General features: G+C 64.6%; 11 protein-coding genes and 2 tRNA genes. 5 read left to right on the top strand and 8 right to left on the bottom strand.

The window, feature by feature from the left end; all coding sequences use genetic code 11:
- Window positions 1-4: 4 nt before the first annotated feature.
- Window positions 5-673, bottom strand: a complete 669-nt coding sequence (locus LCL94_RS02240; RefSeq protein ID WP_224830798.1) for a prolyl hydroxylase family protein — start codon at window positions 671-673, stop codon at window positions 5-7.
- Window positions 674-771: 98 nt separating this feature from the next.
- Between LCL94_RS02240 and LCL94_RS02235 the strand changes: the two genes are divergently transcribed.
- A complete protein-coding gene (locus LCL94_RS02235; RefSeq protein ID WP_224830797.1) occupies window positions 772-1329 on the top strand; it encodes a cytochrome b in 558 nt (185 codons plus the stop codon).
- An 89-nt stretch (window positions 1330-1418) separates the two neighbouring features.
- Here the strand turns inward: LCL94_RS02235 and LCL94_RS02230 are convergent, their stop codons facing one another.
- Complete coding sequence (locus LCL94_RS02230; RefSeq protein WP_224830796.1) at window positions 1419-2441, bottom strand: RcnB family protein; 1023 nt, start codon at window positions 2439-2441, stop codon at window positions 1419-1421.
- 187 nt (window positions 2442-2628) lie between these two features.
- Here LCL94_RS02230 and LCL94_RS02225 point away from each other — a divergent pair, with 187 nt between their 5' ends.
- Entirely contained in the window at window positions 2629-3198 is a 570-nt protein-coding gene (locus tag LCL94_RS02225) for a pyridoxamine 5'-phosphate oxidase family protein (protein ID WP_224830795.1), read from the top strand.
- Here LCL94_RS02225 and LCL94_RS02220 read toward each other — a convergent pair.
- Together LCL94_RS02220 and ettA are read right to left on the bottom strand one after the other, a co-directional pair.
- Window positions 3188-4996 (bottom strand): diguanylate cyclase, encoded by a 1809-nt coding sequence (locus LCL94_RS02220; RefSeq protein ID WP_224830794.1) that lies wholly within the window; start codon window positions 4994-4996, stop codon window positions 3188-3190. The two genes, LCL94_RS02225 and LCL94_RS02220, sit on opposite strands and share 11 nt — an antisense overlap.
- Before the next feature lie 51 nt (window positions 4997-5047).
- Complete coding sequence (ettA, locus tag LCL94_RS02215; RefSeq protein WP_160607545.1) at window positions 5048-6721, bottom strand: energy-dependent translational throttle protein EttA; 1674 nt, start codon at window positions 6719-6721, stop codon at window positions 5048-5050.
- Window positions 6722-6846: 125 nt separating this feature from the next.
- Between ettA and LCL94_RS02210 the strand changes: the two genes are divergently transcribed.
- The 3 genes from LCL94_RS02210 to LCL94_RS02200 all read left to right on the top strand — a co-directional run bounded on the left by LCL94_RS02210 (window position 6847) and on the right by LCL94_RS02200 (window position 9737).
- The gene (locus LCL94_RS02210; protein WP_224830793.1) at window positions 6847-7029 is read left to right on the top strand and encodes a hypothetical protein; all 183 of its coding nucleotides are present in this window, start codon (window positions 6847-6849) and stop codon (window positions 7027-7029) included.
- 38 nt (window positions 7030-7067) lie between these two features.
- Window positions 7068-8423 (top strand): M20/M25/M40 family metallo-hydrolase, encoded by a 1356-nt coding sequence (locus LCL94_RS02205; RefSeq protein WP_224830792.1) that lies wholly within the window; start codon window positions 7068-7070, stop codon window positions 8421-8423.
- Window positions 8424-8528: 105 nt separating this feature from the next.
- Window positions 8529-9737: a GGDEF domain-containing protein gene (locus tag LCL94_RS02200; protein WP_224830791.1), complete on the top strand. Its 1209-nt coding sequence runs from the start codon at window positions 8529-8531 to the stop codon at window positions 9735-9737.
- Here the strand turns inward: LCL94_RS02200 and LCL94_RS02195 are convergent.
- From LCL94_RS02195 to LCL94_RS02180, 4 genes are all read right to left on the bottom strand, one after another.
- Window positions 9734-11014, bottom strand: a complete 1281-nt coding sequence (locus LCL94_RS02195) for an MATE family efflux transporter (RefSeq protein ID WP_224830790.1) — start codon at window positions 11012-11014, stop codon at window positions 9734-9736. The two genes, LCL94_RS02200 and LCL94_RS02195, sit on opposite strands and share 4 nt — an antisense overlap.
- A 94-nt stretch (window positions 11015-11108) precedes the next feature.
- A tRNA-Pro gene (locus LCL94_RS02190) sits at window positions 11109-11185 on the bottom strand.
- Between the two features lie 34 nt (window positions 11186-11219).
- Window positions 11220-11296: transfer RNA gene (locus LCL94_RS02185), tRNA-Ile, on the bottom strand.
- A gap of 60 nt (window positions 11297-11356) precedes the next feature.
- Complete coding sequence (locus LCL94_RS02180; RefSeq protein ID WP_224830789.1) at window positions 11357-12358, bottom strand: polysaccharide deacetylase family protein; 1002 nt, start codon at window positions 12356-12358, stop codon at window positions 11357-11359.
- Between the last annotated feature and the right edge of the window lie 36 nt (window positions 12359-12394).

Below are 12394 nucleotides of genomic sequence, written 5' to 3'. Positions count from 1 at the left end.
CGCCTCAGACGTGCTTGCGCGTCCGGTACCACTTGGTCAGGACGTATTTCGCTCCCTTTATGACCGGTGTGCCCGCGTGCATCGTGCCTTCGTTGGGCACGCCGTCGGGCGTGGCATTGTTCCAGACCAGCAGGACGCCGGGCTTGGGTTCGATCGAGGCACCGACCTCGGTGAAATGCGTGTGCCCGCCTTCTTCGACCACGTTGAGGAAGGCCATGGCCGTCCAGCACCGCTGGCCGCCGCGCTTGCGTTCAAGCTGCCAGTATTCCTGGTCGGTATAGAACCAGTCGTTGTGCGGCTTGAATTCCTGTCCCGGCAGGTAACGCTGGCCCTGGATGGATTCGCCGCACATCGGATTCATGCCAAGCAAATCGTCGATCCGGCGCGAAATGCCCTTCACGAAAGGATCGCGCGGATCGAAATTGCCCGAGTACGAGGTACGGAACTTCTCGATATAGGCGGTCTCGTGCAACTCGCTGGGCCGTGCGACGACATCGATCATCGTAATGAAGCGGCGGCATTCCTCGGCCGAAAGGAAGTTCGGCACGGCAAAGATTTCCGCCTTGTCGGTCGGCACCTTGTAGATGTCAGGATCGGCCTCGAGGCGTGCACGCACCTGCTTGCCGATGCGCTTCAGCGCGTCCTGGTCGGGAATGATTGCGGTCTTGGTCATGGCCCGACTGTTACCAATCGGGGCGCGCCCCGCAAGGCGGCATCTTGTGCCGCTCACGCAAACGTCTAGTTTCTCCGCACACTTCGGGGAGACAAACAATGGATACCACCACCAGCGGCCGCCGCTATTCGATCGGCGCGATGATATTTCACTGGGTTATCGCGGTCGCTGTGATCGTGAACTGGCGTATCGTCGAGGCGGCCGAGCACCTGGGCGATGCGGAAAAGGCGCCGCTAATGGCCAATCACAAAGCGCTGGGCATCACCATCCTGCTGCTCACGATCGGCCGCCTGTTGTGGCGCTGGACCCATCCGGTCCCGCCGCTGCCGAGCAATCTGGCGAACTGGGAGCGGGTGCTGGCGCGCACGGTCCATGTGATCTTCTACGTCCTGCTCATCGGCCTGCCGATCGGCGGCTGGCTTGCCGGTTCGTTCTTCGGGCTGGGCGTCGACGTTTTCGGCCTCTTCTCGCTGCCGGCGCTGCCGGTGGGTGAAAACCCCGATGCGGGCAAGGCCATCATCGGCTTCCACAAGACCGGCGGCGAGGTCTTCATCTACCTCATCGCGCTGCACATCCTGGGCGCCTTGAAGCACACTTTCTTCGACAAGAACGGCGGCATCTTCCGCATGCTGCCCTTCGGCAAGGTGCCGGGCTGAGGCAAAGAAAAACCCCCGCCGATCGCTCGGCGGGGGTATCTTGCCCGAAGGGCCACTCTTCTCCCTTCGGGCAGGAGCCTGAAAAGGGCTTACCAGAAGAAGTCGTAAATCACGTCGACCACTTCGCCGCTGTAGATATCGACCAGCAGCACGTCGTCGTAATAACGGACCCAGCGATAGGGGCCGTAGACTTCCGGCAGGCGGTAACGCCAGGGATCGTTGATCCAGTAGCGGCTGCCGAAGAACAGGTCCCCGAGATAGAAACCGATGTTCAGGCGGCGATAGCTGTATCCGCGATAGGGCGCGTAGTAGCGGCCGAGACGGAAGATGCTGTGGTTGTGATTGCGATAGCGGTACCAGTCGTAGCGCGTGTTCGAGCGCCAGTGACGGTGGTCCCACCGGTCGTAATCGTGCCAGCGGCGTCCGTCGTAGTAGCGGGCGCGGCGATCGTTCCGGTCGCTCCGGCGAGCGTCGCGGTAGCCGTCACGATAGGCATCGCGGCGGATCTCGCGGTTCTCGCGGTAATCGCCCCGGCGCTCGTCACGGCGGCCGTCGCGATAGGCTTCGCGGCGGGCGTCCTCGACGCGTTCGCGGCGGATGATGCGCGCGGCATCGCGGTTGCCGTCCCAGCGTTCTGCACGCCTATCGTCTCGACGCTCACCCCGGCGATCATCGCGGCTTTCCGAGCGGTTCCAGTCGCGACCCTGACGTTCCTGGGCTACCTCGGCGCGCCGTTCGGACTGGTTCCAGTCACGGCCGCGACGCTCCTCGCCACGCGACTGTGCGGTGGCGACGGTCTGGCGGCGATCGATCTGGCGCTCGCGCATGTTCTCGATCGGGGCGCGGCGCTCGATGCGCGGGCCGGGTTCTGCGCGGCGTTCCTGGCGCACCTCGCGGCGCTCCTCGCGCTGCTGCGGACGGGCTTCGCGGCGTTCCTGGCGAACTTCGCGGCGTTCGCTGCGGCGTTCCTGGCGGCGTTCGCCGCGTTCGCGGTCGGGGCGTTCCTGCGCGGTGGCTTCGGCAGCCGACGCCTGGGCAGGCAGCACGGTGGTCGCCATCGCAATTGCGAGGGCACCCAGGGCACTGCCTTTCATCAGCTTGGTCACAGTCATTGAGCTATCCTTTTTCGCTCGTGAGACCGCTCCACCACCCGCGGCTCCTTCTTCGATGTAACACGATGTAGCAGAACGTCCTGTCTTGTAACTGAACCGGCCTGCTGGCTTCTCGTTCATGTTTCAGCGCCCCAACATGAATGCTGACGTCTTGACACCAAGCCGCCTCTGGTGCGTTTGCAACGCCATGTACGATACGCTCGACAAGGTCCGCGCCGATATCGCCGATCGTCTCACCATGGCCGCATCGGGCCGCAAGTCGGCGATGCACACGCCGGTCGTGATTACCCCCGATGCCGATGCGCGGATCATGGTGCTGCGCGAATTCGACACCGACAGTTCCACCTTGCGGTTTCACACCGATATCCGCTCGCCCAAGGTGCAGGTGATCGGTGCGGGAGCCGACATGGCAGTGCTGTTCTACGATCCCGATGCGAAGGTGCAGCTGCGCTGCCGGGGCCGGGGCCGGATCGAAACGGATACGGAGCTGGCCGATGCGGCCTGGGCATCGAGCACCAATTTCGCGCGCCGGTGCTATCTCGGCGCCGCCCCGGGCGAGGAAAGCGATGGTCCGTCCAGCGGGCTTCCCGACTGGGCGCAGGGCGAACAGCCGACCGATGAACAGTTGGTACCCGCGCGGGCCAATTTCGCCGTGTTGCTGGTAACGCTGTCGGAAGTGGACTGGTACTGGTTGTCCCACGAAGGCCATCGCCGCGCATTGATCGGCGACACAGGCGACCGCTGGCTTACACCCTGATGAGATTGCCTTCGAATACGACCGAGCGGTTACGTCCGCCGCGCTTGGCGAAATAGAGGGCCTTGTCGGCAGCGTTGAGGAGGTCGGTCTCGCTCGCCCCTTCGCCCAGTTCGGCAATCCCGATGCTGAGCGTCAGTTCGCTCAGCCCCTCGACCGGCCAGGCATAGGTGCACAGGAAATCGCGCAGCGCGGTGCAGCGCGCATCCAGTTCGCTGGCGCCGAGCCCGCGGGTCACGATGAGGAATTCCTCGCCCCCGAAGCGCCCGACCATTCCTGCATCGGCAAAACGGTCCATAAGGATCGAGGCAATCTGCTGCAGTGTGCGGTCGCCCGCTTCATGGCCGAAGCGGTCGTTGATCGACTTGAAATGGTCGACGTCGACCATGGCGATGGCCACCTTCTCGGAGCGCGCGCGCCCGTCGAGCACGGTGCGTTCGAGATCGGAAAGGACCTTGCGGCGGTTGGCGATGCCGGTGAGGTGGTCGGTTTCGGCCAGCTGGCGGGTTTCCTCGGCCTCGCGCTCGGCATGGGCGCGGGCGTTGGCCAGTTCGCGCATGGTGTTCGCGCGGTCGGTGATGTCCATCATCGTGCCGAAGATGGCGATCTTCTGCGGGTCGTCGGCCCATTCGACCTCGCCGCGGCATTCGGTATCGAACATCTCGCCCTGCGGGCCGGGGATGCGCGCCTCGAACACGAAGGGCACGCCCGTGGCGAGCGATTGCAGCAGCACGTGCGCCACGCGCTTGCGATCGTCGTCGTGGAAGAGGTCGGCGATGTCGGCGACGGTATGCGGGCGCGCATCCTCGCCCAGCATGCGGCGGGCTTCCGAGGAGAGATAGACCGCGCCGTCGGACGGAGCGTAGCGCCAGTGACCAACCTTGGCCGCCTTTTCGGCGGAAGTAAGGAAGCGGTTGCTGGTCGACAGCTTGACGAGGTCGCGCTGGCGCTGCGCCAGCATCAGGGCGACCGGCATGGCGCTGACGAGCAGGCCGAGGAAATAGACCTGCAGGAACAGGACCTGCTGGCCCTGCAGCGGGAAATAGCCGCTGACCGGGCCGGTATCGTAGACTGTCAGCACCGATCCGATGACCGCGACCACCAGCAATGCGAGCGCGGCACCGCTGAGGCCGAGCGCCGCCGTGGCGATAGAGATCGCCAGAACCGGCAGGAACAGCAGCGGGATTTGGGCCTGCCCGAAGGCGGCCAGCGATGCGACGGCCACCAGCATCAGCGCCCAGACCGTGCGCACGCTGACCAGCCGTTTGCGCCCCTCGTCGCTCTGGACGAGGAACAAGATGAATGGCGCCACGATCAGCATGCCGAGGCCGACAGTTGTCGCCCACGAGGTCAGGAAATCGAGATCGAACTTGGCAGACAGCACGCCGGCCACGCCTGCGCTGAGCATGGCGACGAACATGGCCGAGGCGGCAAAGCGGATGAGGTTCATCGGTCGCGCCAGCAGCTTGCCGCGGCTCTGCTCGCCGCCCATCAGGTAGAAGACCAGCCAGCCTTCGGCGAGGTTCGCGACCGTGTAGCCGAAACAGGCGAGTGGCGAGAGGCCGCCGACATAGTTCGCCAGCAGGCTCGCAATTCCGACGCCGACGGTCGTCGCGATCCGCCCGCTCCGGCCAAGGTGGAGCAGCGAGGCGACGAAAATGCCGCTCGACGGCCAAACGGCCGCGATCCCGTCCTCGCCCTGCGTCAGTTCCAGCGCGATATAGGCGCAGACAAGCCAGGCCAGGCTGTAGACCAGCGGCCAGACATATCTCTCGCTATGGCTTGCAGTCCCCCGGCTCAAGATTTCCCCCCCCTTGAAAGTCCTCCTGGCCGGTCGACTGTGACGCCAGCCTTAACGCGTCAGTTTCTTGTAGGCGAGACGCGTCGGACGGTCGGCCGCATCGCCTAGGCGGCGGCGCTTGTCCTCTTCGTAAGCCTCGAAGTTGCCTTCGAACCATTCGACGTGGCTGTTGCCCTCGAAAGCAAGGATGTGCGTGGCCAGTCGGTCGAGGAAGAAGCGGTCGTGCGAAATGACCACGGCGCAGCCGGCGAAATTCTCGATCGCGTCTTCCAGCGCAGCGAGCGTTTCGACGTCGAGGTCGTTGGTCGGTTCGTCCAGCAGCAGCACGTTGCCGCCCGCCTTCAGCATCTTCGCCATGTGGACGCGGTTGCGTTCACCGCCCGATAGCTTGCCGACGTTCTTCTGCTGGTCCGGGCCCTTGAAGTTGAAGGCGCCGACATAGGCGCGCGTCGACATATCCTGCCCGTTGACCTTCATGTAATCGAGCCCGTCGGAGATTTCCTCCCAGACGTTGTTCTGCGGGTTCAGGTGGTCGCGGCTCTGGTCGACATAACCGAGACGCACTGTCGAACCGATCTCGATCGTGCCGCTGTCGGGTTCTTCCTTGCCGGTCAGGATCTTGAACAGCGTGGACTTGCCCGCGCCGTTGGGGCCGATCACGCCGACGATGCCGCCCGGGGGCAGGGTGAAGCTGAGGTCTTCGAACAGCAACTTGTCGCCATAGGCCTTGGAAATGCCCTTCGCCTCGATGACCTTGCCGCCGAGGCGTTCGGGCACCTGGATGACGATCTGGGCCTTGCCGACGGCACGGTTGTCCTGGCTGTTCTGCAGTTCCTCGAACTTGCGGATACGCGCCTTGGACTTGGTCTGGCGGGCGGCGGGCGTCTGCCGGATCCATTCGAGTTCGCGCTGCAGGGCCTTCTGCTTGCCGCTCTCCTCGCGGCTTTCCTGCTCGAGACGCTTGGCCTTCTTCTCAAGGTAGGTCGAGTAGTTGCCTTCGTACGGATAGTAGCTGCCGCGGTCGAGTTCGAGGATCCACTCCACCACATTGTCGAGGAAGTAGCGGTCGTGGGTGATCATCAGCACCGCACCGGCGTATTCCTTGAGGTGGTTTTCAAGCCACTGGACGGATTCCGCGTCGAGGTGGTTGGTCGGTTCGTCAAGCAGCAGGATCGACGGCTTCTGGATCAGCAGGCGGGTCAGCGCGACGCGGCGCTTTTCACCGCCAGACAGGTCCTTCACCGGCCAGTCGCCGGGCGGGCAGCGCAGTGCTTCCATCGCGACTTCGAGCTGGTTGTCGAGCGTCCAGCCGTCGACTGCGTCGATCTTGTCCTGCAGTTCGCCCATTTCTGCGCCCAGCGCGTCGAAATCGGCGTCGGGTTCGCACATCAGCGCGCTGACTTCGTTGAAGCGCGCGACGAGATCGGCCGTTTCCTTCGCGCCTTCACGCACGTTTTCGAGCACGGTCTTGGTCGGGTCGAGCTCGGGCTCCTGCTCCAGATAGCCGACAGTGATGTTCTCGCCCGGCCATGCTTCGCCGGTGAAATCCTTGTCGATGCCGGCCATGATCTTGATTAGCGTCGACTTGCCCGCGCCGTTGGGACCCACGATGCCGATCTTGGCGCCCTGGTAGAACTGCAGGTTGATGTTGTTCAGCACCGGCTTGTTTGCACCGGGGAAGGTCTTGGTCATGTCCTTCATGACAAAGGCGTATTGGGCGGCCATCGGGCGTGTCCTTCGAGCGATTCTGTTCGGGAATGGAAAGGTTGCGCGCCAGATAGTCGTAGCTGTGGCTGGGGGCAAGCCGGAGGGTGGAATTACGGCCTGCCTTCGCCTAGCGCTTGGCGGCAATGGACGAAGGGGCAGCCAACACGGGCAAGCTGCCGCAGGACGATCCGCGCCGCCGCCGTCCGGACACGAGGCTGGCCCGCGAAATGCTCGGCTGGGAGGCAACCACGCGGTTGCGCGAAGGGCTCGAAAAGACCGTGCGCTATTTCGACCAGAGCGGTTTCGCGGCGCGCGCGCCCGATTGACGCTTGGCAGGACGGCTGCGGCTGCTAGCAAGCGCGCCATGAAAAACCAGATTGCCGCGCTCGTCGCGCTCGCCTTTGCCGCTCCGGCCCTTGCCAATACCGCCGACGAGGCGCTGACCGGCGACACCGTCGCGTGGGATTTCGTAGAGGGTATCACCACCGAAGTCGGCCCGCGCATGCCGGGCACCGAGCAGGAGGCGCGCGGCCGCATCTGGGCGATGGCCTGGCTGAAGCGCAACGGCTTTGCCAATGTGGCGGACGAGCCCTTCGAGATGGAAACCTGGGTGCGCGGACAGGAACTTGCCTGGGTCATCGCGCCCTTCGCACAGCCGATGACGATCACGGCCCTCTCGACCACCAGTTCGACCGGCCCCGAGGGGATCGAGGCGGAAGTTGTCTATTTCCCCAGCTTCGCCGATCTGCGCGACGCGGAAGCAGGCAGCCTTGCAGGCAAGATCGCATTCGTGAGTCACGACATGCGCCCCGCACAGGACGGTTCGGGCTACGGCTTTGCCGGACCGGCGCGCTGGACCGCGCCTTCGCTGGCGGCGAGCAAGGGCGCGATTGCAACCGTTATCCGATCGGTCGGCACCGATAGCCACCGCGTACCGCACACCGGGACGACCACTTTTACCGACGGGGTGGAGCCCATCCCTGCAGGCGCGCTGTCCAACCCTGATGCCGACAATCTGGAGCGCATGTTCGCGCGCGGCCAGACGGTGCGCATGAAGCTGCTGCTGACGCCGCGCGATCTCGGCACGACCACCAGCGGCAATGTGGTGGGCGAGATCACCGGCCGTAACCCGGCACTCCCGCCGGTGCTGCTTGCCTGCCATCTCGACAGCTGGGACCTCGGTACGGGCGCAATCGACGACGGGGCGGGCTGCGGCATTATTGCTGCGGCGGCAAAGCACGTCGCGGCGCAGGGCAGGCCCCTGCGCACCATCCGCCTGCTGTTCGCTGGGGCCGAGGAAACGGGCCTGTGGGGGAGCGCCGCCTATGCCAAGGCCCATGCTGACGAGCCAGTCTATGTCGGTCTCGAAAGCGATTTCGGCGCCGACCGCATCTGGAAATTCGACACCAATTTCACTGCCAGCGACCCGGCGCTGTTCGGCCAGATCGCGCGCGCCGTCGCGCGCTTCGGCGTGGCACCGTCGCGGGGTGTGGCGAGCGGCGGGGCGGACCTAAACCTGGTTCGCGAGCAGGGTGGGGCACTGATCGACCTGCGGCAGGACGGCACCCGCTATTTCGACCTGCACCACACGGCCGACGATACGCTCGACAAGATCGACCCTGCACAAGTGCGCCAGAATGTCGCCGTCTGGACCGAGGTTGTGGGAATCCTCGCCAATCGGGAAGCCCCGATATTGCGCAGTGCGGCACCCGCCAACTAAGGGCGCTATCCGGTAAGGGGCGATAATCACTCGATAATCGCGCTTTTCCTCAACGACAAATTAACCTTCGCGGGTTAGCTCGGGGCTTTCGGGGGGAAACCACGCATGCGCGAACAGATAATCGGATTGATTACTCCGCTTTCGGCGGTGATCTTCTGCATCCTGTTCCTGGTGCTGTGGAAGCGCGGGAAGATGGACAATTACGTCCTCGCCTTCGCTGCTACCTATTTCTTCTTCACCGTCGGCTTCACGGTGACACACCTGCTCGACACAGCGTCGAGCTATGTGTTCCACCTCACCCAGTTCTTCTATTCGCTCAGTGTCGCATCGGCGATCTGGGGCCTGACGCGCCGCGTTGGCCAGCCGCCTTATCTCGGCGCGCTGCTGCTGGTTTACGGATTGTCGGCGGCGACCCTTGCCGTGGCCGTGGCGGTCTCGGCGGACATTTCCTCGCGCCTGATCATCGTCAACACCGGTTACGGCGTCATGTACGTCATCGGCCTGATGTCGCTGCTCAATGCGCACCGGCGCGAGGCGATCGACCGCTTCGTGATCTTCATGCACGTGCTGCTGGCTGCGCAATTCCTGATCCGCCCGGTCATTACGTTGATGTTCGAAGGCAGCATCATCGCCAGCGAATACCGCGAATCGATCTATTATTCGGTCGTGAACCTTTCGCTCTCGATCATCTCGCTTTCCAGCGCGCTGGTCCTGCTGGGCGCCTGCATCTACGACCAGATGGTCGCAGTGCGCGAGAAGGCCGAACTCGACATGCTGACCGGTCTCAGGACGCGCCGCGCTTTCGAACAGGACGTCATTGCCTGGCTCGAAAAGGCGAAGCAGGAATCCGTGCCGGTCTCGCTCGTCGTCGCCGACATCGACCACTTCAAGGCGGTCAACGACGTCTACGGCCACCAGACCGGCGACAATGCGATTGCCGAATTCGGCGAGGTCATCCGCTCCACCATTCGCGATACCGACATTGCCGGTCGCATCGGGGGCGAGGAATTCTGCGTTCTCGCATGGAATTGCGACGGCGCGGCAGCCATGGCCATGGCCGAGCGCGTACGCCGCCGCTTCGGTGACCGCGCCATCGAAGGCATGCCCGAAGATCACCGCCTCACGGCAAGCTTCGGCGTTGCCGGGCGTGACGAGGGCGAAGGTTACGGCAGGCTCTTCGCGCGCTGCGACGCGGCGCTCTATTCCGCCAAGCAGGGCGGGCGCAACCGCATCGTCCACGATGGCAAGGTCGACAAGAACAACGTCGTCACCGAATGGCGCGGCGAGGACGAACTACGCGCCGCGCGCGCCTAGCCGGCAGGCGTCGCTCCGAACTCCCGGTCCAGCAGTCGCGGCATCAGCAGTAGCTGGAAACCGGCTCGCGCGAGCAGGAACACGGTAAACGATAGCCACAACCCATGCGCGCCGAGCGGCCAGCTCAGCCATAGCGTCAGGGCATAGACGGCAGAAGCCAGCCCCATCGAAACGAGCAGCGCCCGCGTCCAGCTAGCCCCCACGAACACTCCGTCGAGGACGAAGCTGGCGACGCCTGCGAAGGGGATGACTATCAGCCAAGGGGCCAGCGCCAGCGCTGTGGCTTCCACGTCCGCCGTCGCCGCAAAGCTCGCCAGCACAGGGCCCGAGAACAAGGCGAAGGCAAGCGCGACAACCGACGCGGCGCTAGTTCCGCGCAGCAGGATTGCCCGTGCGTAGGCGACAAAGCCCCTTCGGTCGCTTGCGCCCGCCCGCTCGCCATTGAGCACCTGCGCTGCGTTCTCGAACCCGTCGAGCAGCAAGGCAGTGAAAATGAACATCTGGTAGAGGATGCCGTTCGCTGCGAGCAGCACCGCGCCGCGCTCTGCCGAAAGGCGGGTCAGCGCGGCAAGCGAGACGGTCAGCACCAGCGTGCGCAGGAACAGGTCCCGATTGACCGACAGGAAGGGTCGCAGGGACCGCCACTCCAGCGTCGAGCGTTCCCTGAGCGCGGCTGCCACCTGCCGCAGCAATTCGCCGCGGGCGAGGAACACGCCAAGCGCAGCCAGCTTGCCGTATTCCGCAATCAGGCTCGACCAGCCGATGCCGGCAATGCCCCTGTCCAGCGCGAAGACGAACCACACGCCAAGCAGGATATTGGCCAGGTTGTAGGCCACTTCGAACAGCAGCACGGCCTTCATCTGCCGCCGTCCGACCATGAAGCCGATGAGCGCGAGATTGGCCATGACGGCCGGCGCGGACCAGTAGCGGATTTCTGCATAGACCCGCGCGGCGTCGAGCACCGCGCCCTCGGCGCCCAGCGCCTCCAGCGAAAGCGGCAGCAGCAGCGGCTTTGCCACCAGCAAAATGGCCGCAATGGCAAGGCCCACGACCAGCCCGCGCACAAGCACCGAGACCTGTGCATCCATGCCGGAGCGCGTGCCTGCCTGTGCGACGAGGCCGGTGGTGCCGGTCTTGAGGAAGTTCATGACCGTGAAAAGGACGGCGAAAAGGCGTGCTCCTACGTCTACCGCGCCCTGCGTCGGGGCATCGCCCAGCTGGCCCACGATCCACATGTCGCCGATCCCGATCAGGGCGGTCGCGACATTGGTCACCATGGCGGGCAGGGCGATCGCCCAGATCGCGCGCCGGTCGGGGACTGCGGGATAGGCGGAGGCGGTCAGTCTGTCCTCCTTCCCTCAGTTTGCCGTGTGGTCGGGGAGACAGGATTCGAACCTGCGACCCTCTGTTCCCAAAACAGATGCGCTACCAGGCTGCGCTACTCCCCGACACGGGCAAACACGACCGGATGGACGGACTGGCTGGTGGGCCCGGCAGGACTCGAACCCGCGACCTAGCCGTTATGAGCGGCCAGCTCTAACCAACTGAGCTACAGGCCCACGCCATCCGCCGATCTGGCGAATGCCGCGACTAGCCGCGCCTTCGCCCATGCGCAAGCGTCAGACCTCCACCGATTGGACGATTTCCCGCACCGTTGTGGGCCGCACGCCGCGCATTGCGAAATAGGCATAGACCCCGCGCAGCCAGTCGTAGAGATCGTCGAGGTCATCCTCGGTGCGGACATAGGGCGTGTGGCCGGGCACAAGCGAGGGGCTGTGGAAGCTGATGACCAGCAATTCCTGCCCGTCGTCCAGCGCCATGTCGATGCAGCGCAGCGCCTCTTCCTTGCTGGTGCCCTCCGGCGTCAGCGGTATGCGTTCGAACAGGCCCAGCCGGTTGAGTACGCCGCCGAGCTTCGGGAAACTGCGCAGCAGCGGCTGGACCAGCGCGCCCTGCCGGCGAAGCATGCCCCAGAAGCTGGTCGTGAGCGGCAGTTCGACCAGCCGCCGCTCCTCGTCGGTCCAGTAGGGATGGTCGGGGTGCTGGCGGAAGTCTGGCCCGCCTTGTGCGGAATAGTCGTGATGCGGCCGCACGGAACTGTCGATGGCGATGCCGCGATCCTTCAGCATGCGCGCAGTGGCCGGACCGACTCCGTATCGTCCTGCACGATAGATTTGCGGCACGACGCCAAAGCTGTCCTCGATCGCGTCGACCAGCCGATTGAACTTGTCGCGTTCCAGGTCCGGCGGGAGGTTGCCGGCGAAGCTGTTGTGTACGGTGGTATCCTCGATGAGCGGCGGATTGACCCACGGGTGGAGCTGCACGCCGATCTCGGCCTTGCCCTGCTGCACCAGCGGGACGAGGATATCGCGCGCCCGCTGAGAAGTGGCGACCGGCCAGTCCACGAGGTAGACCGGCACCACGCCCATGCCTTCACAGAATTCCTGGAATTTGGCGATGCGCAGCACGTGGCCGGTGCCGTGGCCTTCGGACGAGAAAGGCTTGGACCAGTCGAATTCCTCTTCGGTATCGACCGTCAGCAGGACGCGCTGGCCGAAACCCGGCGCAAATCGCACCTTGAGCGAGGCTGGTGGCGGATCGAGCAGGCTGCGGTCGGCCAAGCGAAACTTCCCCTCAAGCGTTGTATCGCGAGCCCC

This window comes from Qipengyuania gaetbuli, from assembly GCF_020171365.1.
Classification (GTDB): Bacteria; Pseudomonadota; Alphaproteobacteria; order Sphingomonadales; family Sphingomonadaceae; genus Qipengyuania; species Qipengyuania gaetbuli_B.
This window is presented reverse-complemented; position numbering and strand designations above follow the sequence as displayed.

Excerpts from the sequence above, each read along its gene's own strand:
- ettA (WP_160607545.1), bottom strand. The coding sequence starts at position 6,721 with ATGGCCGCCCAATACGCCTTTGTCATGAAGGACATGACCAAGACCTTC.
- LCL94_RS02210 (WP_224830793.1), top strand. The coding sequence starts at position 6,847 with ATGGACGAAGGGGCAGCCAACACGGGCAAGCTGCCGCAGGACGATCCG.
- LCL94_RS02225 (WP_224830795.1), top strand. The coding sequence starts at position 2,629 with ATGTACGATACGCTCGACAAGGTCCGCGCCGATATCGCCGATCGTCTC.
- LCL94_RS02200 (WP_224830791.1), top strand. The coding sequence starts at position 8,529 with ATGCGCGAACAGATAATCGGATTGATTACTCCGCTTTCGGCGGTGATC.
- LCL94_RS02240 (WP_224830798.1), bottom strand. The coding sequence starts at position 673 with ATGACCAAGACCGCAATCATTCCCGACCAGGACGCGCTGAAGCGCATC.
- LCL94_RS02195 (WP_224830790.1), bottom strand. The coding sequence starts at position 11,014 with ATGGTGACCAATGTCGCGACCGCCCTGATCGGGATCGGCGACATGTGG.
- LCL94_RS02235 (WP_224830797.1), top strand. The coding sequence starts at position 772 with ATGGATACCACCACCAGCGGCCGCCGCTATTCGATCGGCGCGATGATA.
- LCL94_RS02205 (WP_224830792.1), top strand. The coding sequence starts at position 7,068 with ATGAAAAACCAGATTGCCGCGCTCGTCGCGCTCGCCTTTGCCGCTCCG.
- LCL94_RS02230 (WP_224830796.1), bottom strand. The coding sequence starts at position 2,441 with ATGACTGTGACCAAGCTGATGAAAGGCAGTGCCCTGGGTGCCCTCGCA.